The sequence below is a fragment of the Actinomadura roseirufa genome, from assembly GCF_900659635.1.
Classification (GTDB): Bacteria; Actinomycetota; Actinomycetes; order Streptosporangiales; family Streptosporangiaceae; genus Spirillospora; species Spirillospora roseirufa.
Window position 1 is genome coordinate 1 of sequence record NZ_CAACVB010000148.1, and the last position, 20,096, is coordinate 20,096.

19 protein-coding genes, 1 tRNA gene and 1 pseudogene are annotated in these 20,096 nt (G+C 71.1%); 9 read left to right on the forward strand and 12 right to left on the reverse strand.

Annotated features, from left to right (window positions below; translation table 11 throughout):
- Positions 1-284 (reverse strand): annotated as a pseudogene (locus tag E1291_RS26560) (hypothetical protein); the annotation flags it as partial.
- Positions 285-791: 507 nt separating this feature from the next.
- On the opposite strand from E1291_RS26560, the gene E1291_RS26565 reads away from it, so the two are divergent.
- A complete protein-coding gene (locus E1291_RS26565; RefSeq protein WP_067459337.1) occupies positions 792-1,274 on the forward strand; it encodes a CarD family transcriptional regulator in 483 nt (160 codons plus the stop codon).
- A gap of 22 nt (positions 1,275-1,296) precedes the next feature.
- Positions 1,297-1,764 (forward strand): 2-C-methyl-D-erythritol 2,4-cyclodiphosphate synthase, encoded by a 468-nt coding sequence (gene ispF, locus E1291_RS26570; protein WP_207400950.1) that lies wholly within the window; start codon positions 1,297-1,299, stop codon positions 1,762-1,764.
- Positions 1,765-1,869: 105 nt separating this feature from the next.
- Here ispF and fahA read toward each other — a convergent pair whose 3' ends face one another.
- Both fahA and E1291_RS26580 read right to left on the reverse strand, forming a co-directional pair.
- On the reverse strand, positions 1,870-3,087 hold the full coding sequence (gene fahA / locus E1291_RS26575; protein ID WP_131740818.1) for a fumarylacetoacetase: 1,218 nt from the start codon (positions 3,085-3,087) through the stop codon (positions 1,870-1,872).
- A gap of 62 nt (positions 3,088-3,149) precedes the next feature.
- The gene (locus tag E1291_RS26580; protein ID WP_131740819.1) at positions 3,150-4,601 is read right to left on the reverse strand and encodes a DUF2637 domain-containing protein; all 1,452 of its coding nucleotides are present in this window, start codon (positions 4,599-4,601) and stop codon (positions 3,150-3,152) included.
- Positions 4,602-4,811: 210 nt separating this feature from the next.
- Here E1291_RS26580 and E1291_RS26585 point away from each other — a divergent pair, with 210 nt between their 5' ends.
- The 6 genes from E1291_RS26585 (at position 4,812) to E1291_RS26610 (ending at position 12,282) form a co-directional block, all read left to right on the forward strand.
- Positions 4,812-5,987, forward strand: coding sequence for a homogentisate 1,2-dioxygenase (locus E1291_RS26585; RefSeq protein ID WP_131740820.1), 1,176 nt, complete (start codon positions 4,812-4,814; stop codon positions 5,985-5,987).
- A gap of 223 nt (positions 5,988-6,210) precedes the next feature.
- A complete protein-coding gene (locus E1291_RS26590) occupies positions 6,211-6,567 on the forward strand; it encodes a YciI family protein (RefSeq protein ID WP_242614388.1) in 357 nt (118 codons plus the stop codon).
- Positions 6,564-8,711, forward strand: a complete 2,148-nt coding sequence (locus E1291_RS26595) for an alpha/beta fold hydrolase (RefSeq protein ID WP_131740822.1) — start codon at positions 6,564-6,566, stop codon at positions 8,709-8,711. Before E1291_RS26590 ends, E1291_RS26595 begins: the two co-directional genes overlap by 4 nt.
- Positions 8,712-8,785: 74 nt before the next feature.
- Positions 8,786-10,183, forward strand: coding sequence for a cysteine--tRNA ligase (gene cysS, locus E1291_RS26600; protein ID WP_131740823.1), 1,398 nt, complete (start codon positions 8,786-8,788; stop codon positions 10,181-10,183).
- A gap of 125 nt (positions 10,184-10,308) precedes the next feature.
- Positions 10,309-11,229, forward strand: a complete 921-nt coding sequence (rlmB, locus tag E1291_RS26605; protein ID WP_131740824.1) for a 23S rRNA (guanosine(2251)-2'-O)-methyltransferase RlmB — start codon at positions 10,309-10,311, stop codon at positions 11,227-11,229.
- 141 nt (positions 11,230-11,370) lie between these two features.
- Positions 11,371-12,282, forward strand: coding sequence for an EamA family transporter (locus E1291_RS26610; protein ID WP_131740825.1), 912 nt, complete (start codon positions 11,371-11,373; stop codon positions 12,280-12,282).
- Here E1291_RS26610 and E1291_RS26615 read toward each other — a convergent pair.
- On the reverse strand, positions 12,279-12,626 hold the full coding sequence (locus E1291_RS26615; protein ID WP_131740826.1) for a YciI family protein: 348 nt from the start codon (positions 12,624-12,626) through the stop codon (positions 12,279-12,281). The genes E1291_RS26610 and E1291_RS26615 overlap by 4 nt on opposite strands.
- Before the next feature lie 126 nt (positions 12,627-12,752).
- Between E1291_RS26615 and E1291_RS26620 the strand changes: the two genes are divergently transcribed.
- Positions 12,753-12,825 (forward strand) — tRNA-Thr (locus E1291_RS26620).
- Between the two features lie 78 nt (positions 12,826-12,903).
- Here the strand turns inward: E1291_RS26620 and E1291_RS26625 are convergent.
- The 8 genes from E1291_RS26625 to E1291_RS26660 form a co-directional block, all read right to left on the reverse strand.
- The gene (locus E1291_RS26625; RefSeq protein ID WP_131740827.1) at positions 12,904-14,064 is read right to left on the reverse strand and encodes a tyrosine-type recombinase/integrase; all 1,161 of its coding nucleotides are present in this window, start codon (positions 14,062-14,064) and stop codon (positions 12,904-12,906) included.
- On the reverse strand, positions 14,061-14,273 hold the full coding sequence (locus tag E1291_RS26630; protein WP_131740828.1) for a helix-turn-helix domain-containing protein: 213 nt from the start codon (positions 14,271-14,273) through the stop codon (positions 14,061-14,063). The genes E1291_RS26625 and E1291_RS26630 overlap by 4 nt, the downstream gene beginning before the upstream one ends.
- The gene (locus tag E1291_RS26635; RefSeq protein ID WP_370771039.1) at positions 14,270-15,988 is read right to left on the reverse strand and encodes a replication initiator; all 1,719 of its coding nucleotides are present in this window, start codon (positions 15,986-15,988) and stop codon (positions 14,270-14,272) included. The genes E1291_RS26630 and E1291_RS26635 overlap by 4 nt, the downstream gene beginning before the upstream one ends.
- A complete protein-coding gene (locus E1291_RS26640; protein WP_242614387.1) occupies positions 15,985-17,472 on the reverse strand; it encodes an FtsK/SpoIIIE domain-containing protein in 1,488 nt (495 codons plus the stop codon). The genes E1291_RS26635 and E1291_RS26640 overlap by 4 nt, the downstream gene beginning before the upstream one ends.
- Positions 17,473-17,555: 83 nt before the next feature.
- On the reverse strand, positions 17,556-17,828 hold the full coding sequence (locus E1291_RS26645; protein WP_131740829.1) for a hypothetical protein: 273 nt from the start codon (positions 17,826-17,828) through the stop codon (positions 17,556-17,558).
- Positions 17,825-18,115 (reverse strand): hypothetical protein, encoded by a 291-nt coding sequence (locus E1291_RS26650; RefSeq protein ID WP_131740830.1) that lies wholly within the window; start codon positions 18,113-18,115, stop codon positions 17,825-17,827. Before E1291_RS26650 ends, E1291_RS26645 begins: the two co-directional genes overlap by 4 nt.
- A complete protein-coding gene (locus tag E1291_RS26655; protein WP_131740831.1) occupies positions 18,115-18,528 on the reverse strand; it encodes a plasmid replication, integration and excision activator in 414 nt (137 codons plus the stop codon). The genes E1291_RS26650 and E1291_RS26655 overlap by 1 nt, the downstream gene beginning before the upstream one ends.
- A 121-nt stretch (positions 18,529-18,649) precedes the next feature.
- Positions 18,650-19,369: a GntR family transcriptional regulator gene (locus E1291_RS26660; RefSeq protein WP_207400951.1), complete on the reverse strand. Its 720-nt coding sequence runs from the start codon at positions 19,367-19,369 to the stop codon at positions 18,650-18,652.
- Positions 19,370-20,096: the final 727 nt, after the last annotated feature.

The following is a 20,096-nucleotide window of genomic DNA, read 5'->3' on the forward strand; positions in this document are numbered from 1 at the left end:
AGCTGCGCGGCGGGCGGACGGGGCGCCGGGCGCGGCCCGAACGTGGTCATGAGCGCTCCGCTGACCAGCGCGACCAGCAGCGCGCCCGCGATGATCGGGATGGCGACGCCGAACCGGGTGAGCGGCCGGACGAGCCGCCGGACCCGGGCGCGGCGGCGCCGGCGGCGCTCCTCGCGGCGGTAGGCGACGACGTCGCGGGCCAGCTCGCGGGCGTCGTCGGGCACCACGACGTCCACGTGGGGGAGCCCGTAGTCGTCGGGCTCCGGGTCGCCGTCTGGCCTCACGCCGTACCTCACCGTCCTTCGATCCGGTGGGCGCCGCGTCCGGCTCGTCCGGCGGCACGGAGCGCTTCGCCCTCTTCGGACCCTTCCGGGGCGCTTCGTACCCGCGCGACCCGGCTTGTTCACCTCCAGTATGGGCCGCTTCTGCGCGATCGACAGGGGATCTCCGGGGAGCGGACGGCCGGACGCGGGGACGATCACGCTCCGCGCATCCGCGCGTGCCCCGGGTGGACGGAAGTACGGCGAGCCGATCCCGCCATACCGGGATCGGTCACTCGATCGGCCGACTACCCTCTTGTCACCTGGGGGTCCTTCCCGCTAAGGGCGCCGGGACGGGAAACCTGTGTCGACTCGGTCACACTGCGTACGGAGAACAACGGTGAGATGCACTATTAAAGCCCTTTGTCAATACCCCAATAACGGGGCTGACCTGGGCATATGCAGTCAAGGCCGGTTCAGCCACGCTCGTTTCCGTGCTACCCTGGTTCTAGCGGAAGGGGTACTTGTCACATGACTTTCCAGGTCGGCGACACCGTCGTCTACCCCCACCATGGGGCTGCTCGGATCGAGGCCATCGAGACTCGCACCATCAAAGGTGAGGAAAAGACCTATCTGGTCTTGAAGGTCGACAAGGGCGACCTGACAGTGCAGGTCCCGGTCGAGAACGTCGAGGACGTGGGTGTCCGCGACGTCGTCGGCCAGGAGGGTCTGGAGAAGGTGTTCGAGGTGCTTCGCGCACCCTACACCGAAGAGCCCACCAACTGGTCGCGCCGGTACAAGGCGAACCTGGAGAAGCTCGCCTCCGGTGACGTCAACAAGGTCGCCGAGGTCGTTCGCGACCTGTGGCGGCGCGACAAGGAGCGCGGCCTGTCGGCCGGCGAGAAGCGGATGCTCGCCAAGGCCCGGCAGATCCTCGTGAGCGAGCTCGCGCTCGCCGAGAAGACCAACGAGGACAAGGCCGAAGCCCTGCTCGACGAGGTTCTGGCCAGCTGAGTTGAGCGCACGGATTCCACGGGTGGGCGTCGGTACCGACGTCCACCCGTTCTCGTCGGAGCCGCGGCCGCTCTGGGTGGCGGGCCTGGAATGGCCCGGTGAGGGCCACGGCCTGGCCGGGCACTCCGACGGCGACGTCGCCGCGCACGCGGCCTGCGACGCCCTGCTGTCGGCCTGCGGCCTCGGTGATCTCGGCGCCGTCTTCGGTACCGCCGACCCGCGCTGGTCCGGTGCGTCCGGCTGCGCGCTGCTGCGCGAGGTCGCCCGCCTCACCACCGAGGCCGGGTTCACCATCGGCAACGTCGCCGTGCAGGTCATCGGCAACCGCCCGAAGATCGGCCGGCGGCGCGCCGAGGCCGAGAAGACCCTCGGCGAGGCGCTGGGCGGCGCCCCGGTGAGCGTCTCGGCGACCACCACCGACGGCCTCGGCCTCACCGGCCGAGGCGAGGGCCTCGCGGCGATCGCGACCGCCCTCGTCCTGTCTGACTGAGGCCGCATTGGACATGACCCTCTTGGCTCTCTGGGCTTCCTGACAGCTCTTTACCCTCCGTCCCGCCGCTGGAGGCTCCGTCGAGCGTCTCTGGAGCCGCGGCGGTCAGATGGGCGTCGGCAGGACCGTTCCGGTGACCTCGCCCAGGGAGATGACCGATCCCGCCGCGCCCGGAGCCTTGGCCCGGATCGTGACGGTGTCGCCGTCCTCAAGGAAGGTGCGCTTCGTGCCGTCGCCGAGGTCCAAGGGATCCCGCCCGTTCCAGGTGAGCTCCAGCAGGCAGCCGCGCTGCTCGCGTTCCGGTCCCGACACCGTCCCGGACGCGAAGAGGTCGCCGGTGCGCAGCGGCGCGCCGTTCACGGTGGCGTGCGCGAGCTGCTGCGGCGACGTCCAGTACATCGACGAGAACGGCGGCCGGGACGCGACCTGCCCGTTGATGAGCACCTCCAGGTGGAGGTCCAGCCCCCACGGCTCGTCGCAACGCAGGTAGGGCAGCGGCTCGGGCTCCTGGACGGGCGGAAGGACGCGGGCGGGCTCCAAGGCGGCCACAGGAACGACCCAAGGGGAGATGGACGTCGCGAAGGACTTGCTGAGGAACGGTCCCAGGGGCTGTGACTCGAAGGACTGCACGTCCCGGGCGCTCCAGTCGTTCACTAGCACGAACCCGAAGACGTGGTCGCGGAACGCCGAGGTCGGCACGCCGCGTCCGGCGGGGGACGGGACGCCCACGACGAACCCCACCTCGGCCTCGAAGTCCAGCCGCAGCGACGGCCCGTAGGACGGCTCGTGCCCGCCCGGGGGCCTGCGCTGCCCCGCCGGGCGGACGATCGGCGTCCCGGTCGGGTACACCGTCCCGGCGCGGCCGTGGTAGGCGACCGGCAGCCGCTTCCAGTTGGGCAGGAGCGGGTCGCTGTTAGGGCGGAACATCCGGCCGACGTTGGACGCGTGGTGCTCCGAGGAGTAGAAGTCGGCGTAGTCGGCGACCTCGAACGGCCGCAGCAGCTCGGCCTCCGCCAGCGGGACCAGGTGCGGCTCCACCGACGGACGGTGCCAGTCGTCGCCGAGCAGCTCGATCAGCCGGGACCGGGTGGCCTGCCAGGTCGCCGGGCCCGCCGCCATGAAGGCGTTCAGGGATCCCGAGGCGAAGCAGCGGCGGTCGTCGATCAGCCCCGCGGCCGACAGGCCCGCCATGTCGAGAACGTGGTGCCCGATGGCCACGCCGACGCGAGGGAGCTCACCCCGACGGGAGAACATCCCGTAGGGCAGGTTCTCGATACCGAAGCCGCTGCCTTCGCTGCCCTCAACCCACGAAACGGTCGTCATAGCGACATTCCTTCCCCAACGGCCGAGGTTCTGATCGAGCGCGCGACCGCCGGTTCCGGCGGCTATTCCGCGGGTGGCACGGGAGAACTGCGGAAACTGCCCGAGGGCGGGCGGTTCCAGGTCAAGATCGGCAGATCTCCGATCTCCTCCTCGGTGCCTGATATAGAGCGATTTTCCGCTCTTCCACCGCGCTTACCGCCGTGATGGTCGCCGGGCCCGCCGTCCTGCTCGCCCTGCTGGCCGTCTTGCCCGTCGCCCTGCTCGCCGTCGGGGGCCTCGGAAGCGGTGCGGGACGGCGCGTCCTGCCCCTCGTCGCCCCCGTCGGGGTCCTCCGCGCGGTCGGCGAGCTGTTCGTCGTGCTCGTCGCCCTCCGCCTCGTACGCGGCGTCCTGAGGGGCGTACAGGCCGTCGTCGCGCGGGGCGTCGTCCAGGTCATCCTCGGCGCCGTTCTGTTCCCTGTGAGCGGCCTCTACGGCGGAGACAGGGCCGTACTCCTCGTCCTCCTCCGAGGCGTACAGGCCGTCGTCCTCCTCGGTGGCGTACCCGTCGCGGTGGTTGTCGCCCTCCGGGCCGTACCGATGGCGTCCGCCTTCGTCGAGGTACCCGCTATCGCGCGGGTCGTCCTCGTCGTACTGGTCGTCCTCCGCCCGGTATCCGGCGTGCCGGTCTGCTTCTGCGGCGTACCGGCCGTTGGGCGGCGCGTGTTCCGGGCCGTACTGGACCTGCCGTTCCTCGTCCTCGGTGTAGTCGTCCTCGTACTCGTCGTTCGCTCTGAAGCGGCCGTAGTCCCCTTCGTGCACGCCGTCGTACTCGTCGTCCCTGTACCTGGCGGGCATCACCAGGTCGGGACGAGTCGCACCGGGGCGCCGGTGCGCCACCGCGGGACGGGCGGGGGCCGCGAGGGCGGGCGGTCCCGGCAGCGCGGCCGGTCCGGGACGCTCGGCCTCCAGCGCGGGCCAGGCCGCGCCGCCGGAGTCGTCCGCCGAGCCGGCGGCCGGGGCCTCGATGACCTTGACGTGGCCGCGCTGCCGGTCGGGCGGCTCGGGGGCGTCCGCGGCGGGACGGACGGTCCGGATCTGCTTGACCATCGTCAGCCACAGCCACACGGCGAGGACGAGCATCACGTGCGGCGCCACCGCCACCCCCGTGCGCAGCGGGTCGCCGGGCAGTGCGCCGAAGCCCCGCAGCGAGCTCTGGACCGAGAGCGCGGCCGCCCCGCCCGCGAGGACGAGCAGCAGCGTCCAGCGGGTCAGCCGGGTCCACCAGCGGGCGTCGCGGGCGACGACCAGGGACAGGATCGTCAGCGCGGTGAGCGCGTCGGCCATCACCGGATAGACCGGTGCCCACCGGCGGCTCGCCCGGCCCGCGACGGCGAGGTCGCGGAGCATGTCGAAGGTGAGCACGAAGGCTCCGCCCGCCAGCGCGGCGACGACGAGCCCGGCGGCGGCGGTGAGGAGCCGGCGCTGGCCCCGGGTGTAGCGGGGCCCGCCGGAGCGGGTGGGATCAGATGGCATGGCTCTCGTTCCGGGAGGGGCGCCTGCGGGGAGTCGGCCGCCGCACGATCACGGTGGTCTCCAGGCGAGGTTAGCCAGCCCCAAGGGTGGTTAACCGCAACTTCAAGCCGATCACTCGCCCCCTGTGTGTGTTAAGGGGTGAGACGTACCGTATGGATGACGACACCGTGCGCGAGCAAAGGAAAACGGACACGCCCAACGGAGGCAGCGATGCCGTACTACAGGGCCGTGGGGGAGATACCGCGGAAGCGTCACGTGCAGTTCCGGCGCCCGGACGGCGGGCTCTACGCCGAGGAGCTGATGGGGGAGGAGGGCTTCTCCTCCGATTCGAGCCTGCTCTACCACCGGTACGCCCCGACGGCGATCATCAAGAGCGAGGGGGTGACGGAGGAGCCGGCGGAGCTCGTCGCGAACCATCCGCTCCAGCCGCGCGCCTACCGCACCCAGGATTTGCCAGAGGACGGTGACCTGGTCCTGGGACGGCGGGTGCTGTTCGGGAACGAGGACGTCCGGGTGTCCTTCGCCGTCGTGACCGGTCCGAGTGAGCTGTATCGCAACTCGGTGGGCAGCGAGGTCGTGTACGTCCAGTCGGGCCGAGCGCGGGTGGAGACGACCTACGGGGCCCTGGACGTGGCGGAAGGCGACTACGTGGTCGTCCCCACTGGGACGATCCATCGCTGGATACCCGACGGGTTCATGAAGGCGCTCGTCATCGAGGCCAGGGGCCATGTCAGGCCGCCACGGCGTTACCTGTCCCAGTACGGGCAGTTCCTGGAGCACGCGCCTTACAGCGAACGGGATCTGCGCGGCCCGTCCGAGCCGCTGCTGGTGGACGGCGGGGAGGTGCCCGTCCTCGTCCGCACCAGGGGCGGGCTCTCGCGGCTGACCTACCTGCACCACCCGTTCGACGTGGTGGGCTGGGACGGCTACCTCTACCCGTACGTCTTCGACATCGACGACTTCGAGCCGATCGTGAAGCGCACGCACGCGCCGCCACCGGTGCACCAGACGTTCGAGGGGCCCGGCTTCGTGGTCTGCTCGTTCTGCCCGCGGCCGCTGGACTTCGACGACGAGGCCGTCCCGATCCCCTACAACCACCACAACGTGGACAGCGACGAGATGATGTTCTACGTGGCCGGGGACTACTCGGCGCGGAAGGGATCGGGGATCGGGATCGGGTCGATCACCCTGCACCCGTCCGGGTTCACCCACGGGCCGCAGCCGGGCGCGGTGGAGGCCGTGATCGACGCGGTGCGGCGGGGGGCCGCCACCACCACCGAGACCGCCGTCATGATCGACACCTTCCGGCCGTTGCGGCTGGGCGCGGCGGCCCGGCGCTGCGAGGACCCCGAGTACCCCTGGACCTGGGCCCGCGCCTCCCGGTGACCGCGCTCCGCGGCGACGGGCGGGGCGACCGTGCCGCTGGTCGCGGACCGATCCGGGCGCCCGGACTTGACGCTCCGTGCCGGATTGCCCGCCAAGTGCGGATCTTCGGAATGTTTTTCGCGGAAGATGTCGAGAACGCCTCGGCGGCTCCGATCCTTCTGCGACACGCGCGCAAAGGCGCCCGGACCGGGTGCCAGGACGATGAGGAGACACCGTGAAGTACATGCTGTTGATCTTCAACCGGCCCGGCTTCGTGGAGGAGCTGTCGCAGGCCGAGCGGGACGAGCTGTTCGGCGAGGTCCAAACGATCATGAAGGAGCTGACCGAGTCCGGCGAGCTCGTCGGCGGCGAGGCGCTGGCCGACCCGACCCGGACCAGGACCGTCCGGGCGCGGGACGGGCTGCCCGCGGTGACCGACGGGCCGTTCCTGGAGGCCAAGGAGCACCTCGCCGGGTACGTCACCGTCGACTGCGAGACCCCCGAGCGCGCCGTGGAGATCGCCTCCCGCTGGCCGGACGTCCGGTTCGGCGGGTACATGGAGGTCCGGGCGGTCCTCGGCGACGGCGGGACGGAGATGTGACCGACGCCGCCGCCGCGGAGGACCTGCTGCGCTCGCTCGCGCCCCAGGTCCTCGGCACCCTCGTCCGGCGGCACGGCTCGTTCGACGCCTGCGAGGACGCCGTGCAGGAGGCGCTGCTCGCCGCGGCCCTGCAGTGGCCCGGCGACGGAGTCCCCGCCAACCCGCGCGGCTGGCTGCTCACCGTCGCGACGCGGCGGCTCACCGACCAGTGGCGCAGCGAGAGCGCGCGCCGCGACCGGGAGGCCGCGGTCGCCGCCTGGGAGCCGCCCGCCGGGCCGGTGCCCGCGCCCGGCGAGGACGACCCGGCCGGCCGGGACGACACGCTGACGCTGCTGTTCCTCTGCTGCCACCCGGCGCTGACGCCGTCCTCACAGGTCGCGCTGACGCTGCGGGCGGTCGGCGGGCTCGGCACCGCGCAGATCGCCCGCGCGTTCCTGGTCCCCGAGGCGACGATGGCGCAGCGGATCAGCCGCGCCAAGCAGCGGATCAAGGCCACCGGCGCCCGGTTCGGCATGCCGCCGCCGCGGGAGCGGGCCGAGCGGCTCCGCGCCGTCCTGCACGTCCTCTACCTGATCTTCAACGAGGGTTACACCGCCTCCAGCGGTCCCGACCTGCAGCGCGCCGACCTGACCGCCGAGGCGATCCGGCTCGCCCGCGCGCTGCACGCGCTGCTGCCCGGGGACGGCGAGGTCACCGGGCTGCTCGCGCTGATGCTGCTCACCGACGCCCGGCGCGCGGCCCGGACGGACGGCGGGGGCCTGCTGATCCCGCTCACCGAACAGGACCGGTCCCGCTGGAACGCCGCCGAGATCGAGGAGGGCACGGCACTGATCACCGACGCGCTCACCTGGTCGCCGCCCGGCCCCTACCAGCTCCAGGCCGCGATCGCCGCCGTGCACGCCGAGGCGGCCCGCCCCGAGGACACCGACTGGCCCCAGATCCTCTCGCTCTACAAGCTGCTGTCGCACGTCGCGCCGAACCCCATGGTCACCCTGAACCAGGCGGTCGCCGTCGCGATGGTGCACGGCCCGCACGCGGGCCTCGACCTGCTGCGAACCCTGGACGACGATGAGCGCACGGCCGGGCACCACCGGCTCGCCGCCGTCCGCGCACACCTGCTCGAGACGGCCGGCGACCTCCCGGCCGCCCGCGCGGCCTACCGGACGGCCGCGCGCAGCACCACCAGCCTTCCCGAGAAGCGTTACCTAGAGACCCGGGCAGCCGGGCTGAACGGAGAGAAGACCATGCGCTCGTACACCCTGGACGTCCCAGGCGCGACCCTCCACTACGAGATCCGCGGCGGCGGCCCCACCGTCCTGCTGATCTGCGGCGGCGTCTACGACGCCGAGGCGTACTCCGCCCTCGCGTCGCTGCTCGCCGACCGGTACATGGTCGTCAGCTACGACCGGCGCGGCAACTCCCGCAGCCCCCTGGAGGGGCCGCCGGAGCCGCAGAGCATCGCCGAGCACGCCGAGGACGCCTCCCGCCTGCTGTCGGCCCTCGCCGCCGACCCCGCCTTCGTCTACGCCCAGGAGCCGGCCTACGTCTTCGGCAACAGCTCCGGGGCCGTGATCGCGCTCGAACTGGCCGCCCGGCACCCCGAGCAGGTCCGGACGGTCGTCGCGCACGAGCCGCCGCTGCTGCCGCTCCTCCCGGACGCCGACCACTGGCGCGCCGTCCTCGCCGACGTCGAGGAGACCTTCGCCAAGGAGGGCCCCGGCGCCGCCATGGCGAAGTTCGGGGTGGAGATGGGCATGCAGGACGACGGCGGCGCGCAGGACGGCGCCACCGAAGGCGAAGCCGCGGAAGGCGGAGCGGACCAGGGCGGACCGGCGGAGGCGCCGTCCCCCGAGATCCTGGAGATGTTCGCCAGGATCGAGCGGAACACCGGCTTCTTCATCGGCTACGAGGTCCCCTCCTTCGGCCGCCACGAGCTCGACCTGGACGCGCTGCGCGGCTCGTCCGCGGAGATCGTGCTGGTCGCGGGGGAGGACTCGGAGGGGCAGCCGCCGCAGCGGGCCACGCTCATCGCCGCCGACCGGCTCGGCGTCACCGTGCAGCGGTGGCCCGGCGGCCACGGCGGCTTCGGCACCGACGCCAAGTCGTTCGCCGACCGTCTCGGCGAGCTGTTCGGCGAACCCTGACAACCGCTGCCGAACCGGCGCCGGGTGGCCGAAGTGCGCCGCGCGATTGCACTCCGATCCAATAACCTGGGCCTGTGAGCCTGCACCTGTACGACACCGGTACCCGTAGCGTCCGCGCGTTCGAGCCCCTGGAAGAGGGCCGCGTGGGAATGTACGTGTGCGGTGCGACTCCGCAGGCCGCACCGCACATCGGCCACCTGCGCTCGGGCGTCATCTACGACGTCCTGCTGCGCTGGCTGCGCCGGTCCGGCTACGCGGTCACGTTCGCGCGCAACATCACCGACGTGGACGACAAGATCCTCACGGTGGCGGCCGAGCAGGGCGTGCCCTGGTTCGCGGTCGCCGAGGCCAACCAGCGCGTCTTCGGCCGCGGTTACGACCTGCTCGGCTGCCTGCCGCCGACGATCGAGCCGCGCGCCACCGGGCACGTCCCGGAGATGATCGTGCTGATGCGGCGCCTCATCGACAAGGGGCACGCCTACGCGGCGGGCGGCGACGTCTACTTCGACGTCAAGTCCTGGGCGGACGAGTACGGCGCGCTGTCCAACCAGCAGCTGGAGAACATGCGCTCGGCGGGCGACACCCCCAACGAGGACCGCAAGCGCGACCCCCGCGACTTCGCGCTGTGGAAGGGCGCCAAGCCCGGCGAGCCCGCCTGGGAGACGCCCTGGGGCGAAGGACGGCCCGGCTGGCACCTGGAGTGCTCGGCGATGGCCACCAAGTACCTCGGCCCGGTGTTCGACATCCACGGCGGCGGCGTCGACCTGATCTTCCCGCACCACGAGAACGAGCTCGCCCAGTCCCGCGCCGCCGGCGATGGCTTCGCCCGCTACTGGCTGCACAACGGGCTGCTCACCGTCGACGGCGCGAAGATGAGCAAGTCCGTCGGCAACGTCGTGCTGCTGCCCGACCTGCTCGGCCGGGCCCGTCCCGCCGAGATCCGCTACTACCTGGCCTCGGCGCACTACCGGTCGCTGATGGACTACACCGACGCGGCCCTGGCCGAGGCGGTCTCGGCCTACCAGCGCGTCGAGGGCTTCGTCACCCGCGCCGCCGAGGTCGTCGGCGCCGGGGCCGCGGACGCCGCCGTCCCGGCCCCGTTCGCCGCCGCGATGGACGACGACCTCGGCGTCCCGCAGGCCCTGGCGACCCTGCACGAGACCGTCCGGGAGGGCAACAGCGCCCTCGCCTCCGGCGACCACGACGCTGCCCGCGCCCGGCTGGCCTCGGTCCGCGCGATGGCCGACGTCCTCGGCCTCGACCCGCTCTCGCCGCAGTGGGACCAGACCGGCGCCGACGACCTGCGCCCCGTCGTCGACGCGCTCGTCGCCGTGGCCCTGGAACAGCGCCAGGCCGCCCGCGCCCGCAAGGACTACCAGGCCGCCGACACCATCCGGGACGGCCTCGCCGCCGCGGGCGTCCTCGTCGAGGACACCCCGCACGGCGCCCGCTGGGAGCTGAAACGCGACTGAGCGGTCCGCGCGGCGGATAAAATGGGCCGTTCCCGGGCGATCGCCGCTGTGCCGCCGGGAGGATCTGAGCCGCCCGACAGCCACGAGGGCGTGCGAGCCGCAATCGTCGCGAGGGGCGTACCGACATGGCCAAGCGCAAGGGCAAGGGACCCACTCCCAAGGCCGAGGACCGGCACTGGCACGGCAAGCGCCAGAAGGCCCGCGCCGTGAAGAGCGCCCGGCGGACCGGCACCCCGACCACGGGCCCCGGCGCCCGCGGCCGCGCCGCGGAGACCCCCGCCGGACGTCCCGCCTCCCGCCCGGCCGGCGCCCGCCGCGCCAACGGCGAGGTCCCCGAGCTGGTCACCGGCCGCAACCCGGTCGTCGAGGCGCTGCGCGCGGGCGTCCCGGGCAGCGCCCTGTACGTCATGTCCGGTACCGACGAGCGGATCCGCGAGGCCATCCAGATCGCCGCCGACCGCGGCGTCCCGCTGCTGGAGACCGGCAAGAACGAGCTCGACCGGCTCACCGACGGCGCCGTCCACCAGGGCATCGCGCTCCAGGTCCGCCCGTACCGCTACGCGCACCCCGACGACCTGCTCACCGGCACCACCCCGCTGATCGTCGCGGTGGACGGGATCACCGACCCCCGCAACCTCGGCGCGATCGTCCGCTCCGCCGCCGCGTTCGGCGCCACCGGCGTCGTCGTGCCCGAGCGGCGCGCCGCCGGCGTCACCGCGGGCGCCTGGAAGTCGTCCGCGGGCACCCTCGCGACCGTCCCGGTCGCCCAGGCCGTCAACCTCGCCCGCCAGCTCAAGGCGTACCAGAAGGCGGGCTGCTTCGTCGCCGGCCTGGACGCCCGCGGCGGCGTCACCGTCGCCGACCTGGAGCTGGCCACCGGCCCGTTCGTGCTGGTCGTCGGCTCGGAGGGCAAGGGCCTCGGCCGCCTCGTCGCCGACACCTGCGACATGCTCGCCACCATCCCGATGCCGGGCCGCGCCGAGTCCCTCAACGCGGGCGTCGCCGCCGGCATCGCCCTCTACGAGGTCAGCCGCCTGCGCTCCTGACGCCGCGCTCCTGACACCGCGCTCCTGACACCAGGGCCCGCGCACCCGTCCGGGCGCGCGGGCCGCCCCGTCGGAATAATCTCAACGTTCACAGACTTGGTGTTCATGTAACGCTGGGATCCCCGATGCCAAGGACGTCCGATGACCCCCCGCGCCCGCCACCTCGGCGACGCCGCCCTCGCCGCCCTCGCCCCCGCGAGCTGGGGCACCACCTACGTCACCACCACCACGCTGCTGCCCCCGGACCGCCCGCTCCTGGCCGCCACGCTGCGCGCCCTGCCCGCCGGCCTCGTCCTGCTCGCCCTCACCCGCCGCCTCCCCAAGGGCGCCTGGTGGTGGCGGTCCGCGGTGCTCGGCATGCTCAACTTCGGTGCCTTCTTCCCGCTGATCTTCTTCGCCGCCTACCGCCTGCCCGGCGGCGTCGCCGCCACGATCGGCTCCGTCCAGCCCCTCGTCGTGGCGCTGCTGTCCCTGCTCGTCCTGCGGGTCCGCCCCGCCCGCGCCGTCCTGCTCGCCGCCATCGCCGGCACCGGCGGCGTCGCGCTGCTCACCCTGACCGCCGAGGCCCGCCTGGACCCCCTCGGCATCGCCGCCATGCTCACCGCCACGTCCCTGATGGCCACCGCGATCGTCCTGGCCAAGAAGTGGGGCCGCCACGAGTCGCCGCTGGCGCTGACGGGCTGGCAGCTCACCGCCGGCGGCCTCGCCATCGCCCCGCTGACCCTCGCCGTCGAGGGCGTCCCCCCGGCCTTCACCGGCGAGAACCTCCTCGGCTTCGGCTACCTCGGCCTCGTCGGCACCGCCGTCGCCTACGTCCTGTGGTTCCGCGGCATCGACCGCCTCGCCCCCACGTCCGTCTCCCTCCTCGGCCTCACCAATCCCCTGGTCGCCACCATCGCCGGCCTCACCATCCTCGGCCAGACCCTCACCCTCGGCCAGGCCACCGGCTTCACCATCGCCCTCGCCGCCCTCGTCGCGGGCCAGGTCCTGGCCAGGAAGCCCGCCCCACCGGCACCCGAGACCGAGGCCGAACCCCGCCTCACCGCCGCCTAGAAGTCCCCCTGGAACGGCCGCACCTCGATCGGCAGCCCCGTGACCAGCGCATACCGTCCGGCCCACTCCAGCGCCTCGTCCAGACTCGGAACCTTGATGACCGTCATCCCGCCGAGGAACTCCTTCCCGTCGGCGTACGGCCCGTCCGTCGCGATCGCCTGCCCTCCCACGGCCCGGACCACGGTGCTCGCGTCCGGCGGCTCCAGCCCGCCCCCGAACACGTACGCCTCCTCATACTCCAGCTCCCGCCGCAGCTCCCGGATCTCCTGCATCACCTTCTCCAGGAACTCCGGCGGCGGCACCACGCCCACCGGCTGGTACATGTAGAGCGCGTACTGCTTCATGTCCCCTCCCAGCGTCCGTGCCCCTACTCGAACGCTCTCCTCCCACCGCCCCGGAGACACCCAAAAACTTCGCCAAGCCCCGCCAGCGAACCCCCCGCCCCGTGGACTACGATGCGGGACGAGCCCGCCGGCGTAGCTCAACTGGCAGAGCATCTGTCTTGTAAACAGAAGGTTAGGGGTTCAAGTCCCCTCGCCGGCTCCCAGCTCAGAGCCCCCTTCCGATCAAGGAAGGGGGCTCTTTTGGCGACCATGGGAGCCACGGCGGGAGCCACGAGACTCAGCCGCCGAACAGCGCCCCGCTCATAGCCTCAGCCGCAGCGCGCTTGTCGTCCACGACCAGGTGCCCATAGGTGTCCTTCGTGATGGCGATGCCCGCATGCCCGAGGATCTCCGAGACCACGTGCAGCGGCGTTCCCTGCGCGAGCATCAGCGAAGCGCCCGAGTGCCTCAGCTCATGCGGATGCCAGTGACCGAGCTTCGCCCGCTTGGCGAGCTTGGAGAAGGTGTGCGAGAAGTTGTCGGGATCTGTGGGCGTACCGACCACAGACGGAAAGATCAGCCCGTGATCCCGCCACTGTTCGCCGAGGGACAGCCGCGTCTTGGCCTGGTCCGCGTGCAGCGTGCGGAGCTTGGTTATGATCTCGGGCGTGAGTACGAGGGTGCGCCGTGACTTGGCCGTCTTCAGCTCATTGATCACGATGCGGGTCTTCCGATCGCTGTTCTTGTCACGGTTCTTGATCCGTTTGACCGCATGCGTGAGCCGGAGCGTCCCGGCCTCCCAATCGAGGTTCTCCCAGCGAAGCCCGAGAACCTCGCCACGGCGCAAGCCGTACGCCAAGGCGACCGTGATCGCACTCCCGTACCGGTGACTCTCAACCGACTTCAGAAGGCTTTTCGCCTGGTTGAGCGTGAGCGTCCGCCCCTCCCGCTGAGCAGTACGGGGAGCCGCCGAAAGCGCGGCGACATTGCGCACGACAAGCCCCTCCTTCTCGGCCTGTGTGAGCGCCCGGCGAAGAACGGTCCGCATGTTCCTTCGAGAGTTCGCGGCGTATCCGGCCTCCAGCTTCGAACTCCAGAGCCGGTCCACCTCCGCGACCGTCAACTTGTTGAGCTTCTTTCGACCGAGCGCCGGTACCAGGTGCAGGCGAACCATGTCCCCATAGTCGTCCTCCGTGGACTCCGCCACCGTGCCAGGCAGATTCACCAAGACCCAGCGTTCAAGGAACGCCTTCACCGTGATCTGGTCATCCGGCACCGTGCCAGCATCAACGGCATTGCGGACCTCCTTCAGCTTGCGAGCGACCTCCGCACGAGTCCGCCCCGAGACCTTCTTACGGACGCGCCGCCCTTTGTCGTCGTAACCCACGGACACCGCGCCCCTCCAGCGGTCCCCGTCCTTGTAGATCGAGTCTTCGCCGTTGCCGCGTCGCTTGGTCATGCCGCGTCCGCCTTCTCTTCGAGCTGGGCAACGAACTCGGTCAGCGCCGTTGCCGGGATCCTTCGATTGCCGCCGAACCGGACAGACCGCAGTGCGCCCGAGCGCATGAGGTCATAGACCTTCGTGCGACCGATGCCGAGCAGCACGGCCGCCTCTTCCGGCTTCCACAGGAGCGGCTGAACCGCCCCGTCCGTCTTCGCAGTGGTCACGCTGCCTCCGCGGTTGCCGAGAGTTCTGGCGTGTGGTTCTGGGTCGCTTGGTCGAGCTGTGCGCGGCGTTGCGCCCGTTCGTTGATCAGGAGGAGTAGCCGCCGTTCGATGGGCTTGACGTCGGGGTCGGCGGGTCCGGCGCGTTCCCAGACGTGGGCCGCTTGCGGGTCGGACGGGTTGATCACGGGGATTCCGGCCTCAGCCAGCCGCGCCAGGGCCCACGCCTTCCGGTCGGCCTTGTGACCAGCGAGGGTCTTGCCCGACCACTTGCGCGAGACCAGGACGCGGCGGCCGCCGTAGCCGAGGTGCCGACGCTGGTGTGCCTTGCCCTTGCAGAACCCCGGAGTCATCCCCTTGCGGGGGTTCTTGGGCTGAACGCCGTAGCGGAGCCAGTTGGCGCAGGTGGGCGAGCACGGTTCGTACCGCAGCGCCTCCGCCATCCGCTCGACGTGATCGCGCTCTGCACTGGAGTCGGGTTCGTGGCACTCGGCCACGCTCTTGACCAGGTACTTGGTCAGGTAGCCGATGAGCCGACGCGAGTCGGGCGAGTCCGCCATGACGCCTTGTGCGTCGATCTGCCGCCCGAACCGGACCACGTGCAGCGGTTGCGCGTCCTCGTCCAGGGCGAGCGCGTCGAGCGCGTCGTCCCAGGTGGGGAGGACTTCTCCGGTGCTGTTGTCGATGTAGCCGCCGGAGTCGCCGTTGGCTTGGTCGTCCCAGACAGGCAGCGCCTCACCCGAGTACACGACCCGATCAGTCGGAGGCCACCAGACTTGATGGTAGGTAGCCGCGACGACCTGACGCAGTTCCGCGCGTGACACCGTCCCGCGGATTGCCATGTGCAGGTGAGGGGCGAGCCTGCGCTGTGGTTCGACGACCGCGAAGTACTGGACGTCATAGCCGACGAACCGGCGGAGGTTCTGCACGAACCGGTCGACCAGCTTGGAGAAGTGGACCGCGTCCCGCGCGGCCCGCGCGTAGTCGTAGCTCTGCGGGTCGACCGGGGTCCCGTCCGAGCGCACGCGCCCGTAGGAGTCGAGAGTGAGGGTGAGGAACAGCGAGGGCCGGAAGGTCTTGCCGTCGCGGCCGGTGAAGGTCTTGCCGACGGTCCGCGCGTCGACCGGCCGCCGGGGAAGGTCGGGCACGTCCTGCCGCCGACGGGTCGACCGGGCCCGCCGGCCCCTGACGTCATCACCGGTCCGCAGGGTCCCGTGCACGCCGGACCGCTCGATCTCGCCATCGAGTTCGCCGACCACCTTGTCCCAGAACTCCACTCCCTCCCCGTGCGAGGACCCCGAGGCGGCCGCCTGGTCCCGTTCGGCCTGTGCGCGTGCCCGTAGCTCCATGAGCGCGCGTTGCTCGGCGTCGGGTTCGTTGCGCTGGAACACCGGTTCGGTGTCCAGGTGCCAGCCCTGTCGGCACTGCACGGCTCGTAGCTTGCGCTTGCGTTCGGCACAGGGAGGGCAGACCGAGGCGAGCGTGTGACCGCACGGCACGTACACGACTTCGGAGGTGCCGGTGTGCAGGTCGGTCCGCCGCATGGGGACGGGCCGGATGCACACGCCGTGGTCGATGGCGACCGCTTCCAGGACCCCGCGCGCCAGCGCCGGAAGCCGCTTGAACACCGCCCCTTCACCCGACCCAGCCTCAGCACCGGACCCGGCGCCCGGGGTCTGGTCGTCGATGGGGGAGCCGTCGACGGCGAGCTGAGTCACGCCGCCTCACCCGCATCCAGGCCAGGGGCAGCGGCCAGGGACGCCGAGCACCCAAGGGCGACCATGGCGTCGATGTCGTCATCGGAGACGAACGCCGCCCGGACCCGCACCGGATCGGGTGAGATCTCCAGCCGGACGAACGCCACCCCCGCCCCGATCTCCGGGACGGACGAGATCTGATCGGCCAGCGCGCCCCGGTCACGTGCACCGTCGCCGAGGATCATGTCGACCTGTTCCGACTCGTCCAACCTCAGGGCGATCTTGTCCGGGAACAGGTTCCGGATGTTGTTCGCTTCCTTGCGCGCGTCTTGTTGTGCGGCGATGACGCAGTAGCCGACCGAGCGGCCCTGTGTGGCCAGCACGGCGAGGGCCGACTCGGCCCGCTTGCGGAGGTCCCGCTCGGGGCAGTAGGCCGTCAGGAACGCCGCCTCATCGACGATCACCACCCGGAACGGATGCTCACGCGACGGCGAGAACGACCGCGTCACCCCCGCGAAGTCCTCCGCCCGCTCGTTCATGTCCGACGCGGCCTCTTCCAGGAGCTTGACCATGCCCCCGGACGGGTCGGAGGAGTAGCGGCCGTAGCGCTCGAACAGGGGACGCCCGAAGGACAGTTCCATGCGCTTGGGATCGACCGCCCAGACCTCCACCAGCCCCGCCAGCATCAAAGGCAGCACCGCCCGCACCAGCGACCACAACACCGACCCCTTGCCCGAACCCGTGGCCCCAGCGACCAGGACGTGAGTTCCCAGCAGGCGCAGCCGCCACGGGGACCCGTCCTCCGTCCGCCCGACCGCAAGCGCCGTCAGATCCACCGCGGCCGCGTCCAGGATCGGCAAGGCCGGGATCGGCTCGGCGAGCGCATCGCGGCGGACGAACTCCAGCCAGACGCGGCCGGGGCGGTCGCCCTGGCGGACGCGGACGAGGGTGGCGCCGAACCCGTGCGCCAGGTTGGCCGAGACGCGCTCCCACGCTTCGGGAACTTGTCCCCGGAGCATCTGAACCAGGACGCGATCGGCCATGGGGCCGGAGCGGACGCGGACGATGGAGGGCAGGAACTCCCGCCCCTTGCGGGTCTTGGTGAGTCCGGCGGTGGCCAGGACGGTGTGCCAGTGCCGCCGGTAGACCCGCACCAGCCGCCACCGCGAAACCGCCGGCCTGACTCCCCAGCGGACGAACGACGGCCGGTCGACCAGTGCCCAGACGCCCACGCTCATCAGGACGAGGACCAGGACGACGGCGGGGACGGCCCAGCCGAACCGGACGCCCAGCCACCCCAGCCCGCAGGCCAGGGACACCGGGACGATGTTGCGGACCAGGAACACCACCACGCCCACCAGCGCACGGACGGCGTTGACGAGCAGCACCAGGCCCTCCGGCATGTGCCACACCGGCGGAGCCCACTTCGGCGGGGCGAACGGGTCTGTGTCGGCTTCGACCGCGACGTTCTCACCGGGGCCGAGCTTGCGGAACTCCCAGGACATAACCTGGAGACCTCTCTCTTGAGGGATCAGGGGAGAACCGGGGCGGCCTGAGGTACCAGGCTCAGGCCGCCCCACCTTGCAAATCAGGCCACCGAGTCCGCACGGGACTCGTCACTCTCGGAGGCCATCGCGTACAGCCGCTCACACTCGGCCACGTACGTCTGAACCGCTTCCAGCAGCTCATGCGCGTTGTCGACGTCCGCCGCCGTCACAGCGCCCCGGCCACTCGTCAGCATCAGCGACAGCCCGGTGCCCCAGACAGCCAAGATCGGCCCGGACGCGGGGTAGGTGTGGCAGTCGATCCGAGTCCCCTGCGCCAAGAGCACCGTCACGTCGCTGAAGGTCCGGTCACTCATGCCGCACCCCGCTCCGACGACCGGCCCGACCGACGGGCCAGACCGCCCCCGCCCCGGTACAGCCGCTCCACCTCGGTGGCGTAGGCCGCCGCCTGCTCGGCCAGCCGCCGCGCGAACTCCACATCACCCGCGCTCAGCCGCTCGGGAAGCGTGAAGGTCACCAGCACCCGACCCGCCGCCACCGAGAACAACGGCGTCCGACCCCGAAACCCCAGGAACTTCGCCGACGCCGACGAGTCGATCGGCAGCGTCAGCGCCGACATGCGCCCGCCCGTCCCGCGCGACATCAGACCGCCGCCTTGTCCGCACCCGAACGACCCGCGCTCTTGCCCCCGCCACCGGCCGCACGGACCTCACGCGCCCGGAAGGAGTACGCCACGCGCGGACGCTTCCCCGTCTCTTCCACGTACGGCGTGACCGTCAGCCCGCCGAACTCCACCGGACGGAACGGCCCGTAGGACGGCTCCGGCAGCACCGGGCACACCTCCGCGCTGATCTTGACCCGGATCGCCGACGCCTTGTGACCCGCCGCCGGGTCCGCGTCGTAGACGTCCACCACCCACACCGGCAGACCGCTCTCCTTGTCCACCTCCTGACGCTTGGTCTCGAAGTTCTCCAGCACCTCCGCCGGACCCGTCGCGTACACCCCGTGCGGGAACACCGCACCGAACTCCACCGGGATACGCCCCAGAACCGCCACCGTGGATCACCATCCATCTCGACTACCCGACAACTCGTATTGTCGAGTTGCTTCGAATGTAAGCGATCACGAGTAACTCGACAAGTCGAGTTGCCGTTAAGATGGAGTGATCTAGGTCACGTCACAGGGTGTAGGTGTCTTCCAGGTCGTGAAGCTCGCCAGGCAGCGCGAGTTCGACGACGAGGACGACACGACCCTCCGAGTCGTGGACGGAGGCGAGGACCCCGAAGATCGGGGATCCCTTCGAGATCTCCAACAGCTTCGCTTCTTCCGTGGTGGGACGTCGCGCGCTCAGTCGTTCCACCACATGAGCAAGCCGCACCCCAGATCCGGCCTGGAGGAGCCGACGCAAAGGGACCGTCAGCGGCTCGGCCTGGTCGAGTCCGGCCGTCCGGCCGAGTTCCTGTGACGCCCACAGCGACACCAGTTCGCAAGCCGTGTCGCCTTCCCGTCCGATGTACTGACGTCGCAGAACCGGAGCGCCGCCGACATCCAGCAGCCGCGCGACGTGAGCGGGAGCCGCCGCCGGCCCGGCTTCCCTCACCTCCACCGAGGACTCTGCCTCCGCCTGGTCCAGAACGGTCCGTGCGGGTCGCGACGCCTCAGCACCACCGGAGGGAGGGGCCGCCTTGACGAAGGAACCGCGCCCGTGTTCGCGTTCGATCTCGCCGCGGAGCTGCATCGCTTGCAAGGCCCGGACGACGGTGGGACGCGAGACGCCGAACTCCTTCACAAGCTGAGCTTCTGATGGCAACGCCGACCCCGGCGGATAGGTCCCGTTTGCGATCCTTCGGCGCAACGCCTGAACGATCTGGGCGTACTTTGGGGGCGCGTACTCCATGTCATCTGACATGACGACCTGCCATCAGCTCGACAACTCAAGTAGTCGAAGCGTAGCCCCGCAGGTGTCCGTATGTCACGCCTCTACCCAGCTCAAGGGTGGGAGCGGGACCGGTGACGGGGGTTTCCCGGCCAGAAACCGGCCGCCGCGTCACCGGTCCCGCGGCTCATCGAAGAGGCGACAGAACGATAGGAAACCCCCTTCTCTAGGAAGAAGGGGACAGGAGCAGGCGAAGGCCACGTAGTAGGACGCGCCAACGACGAACGAGCAGTAACCGCAATCGATGGCCCGAACCGCATCCCTGAACCTCGGGTCGCCCGACGCCCGGCCGTCAAAGACGAGGAGGTCACGCACGGCCTTGAGGGCTGTAGCGCGGTCATGCCGTTCGGCGAAGGTCTGTCGCCTTCCCAGGCGCGAGGTGCCGACATGCCAGTGATCGGCCACACCTGGGAAGACGCTCATTCCTCGGCGCCCCTATCGGGCCGGAACCCGTAGAGGACCCGCCCGACCACGAACGTAGCCATCACTCACCCCCGGTCGCGCTCTCGTGAGGGTTGTGCAGGTAGCCCAGGATGTAGACCGCAGCGTCCACGACCTGATCAGCGTCCGCGATCGGTTCACCCCACGAGTAGGGTGGGCCGTCGGCGAGGTTCCGGCTTGCGTGCCGGTCCTTTTCCGACGGCCCCCCTCCGAACCCGCCGTGCGACTTTCACCGCAACGGGCTCTC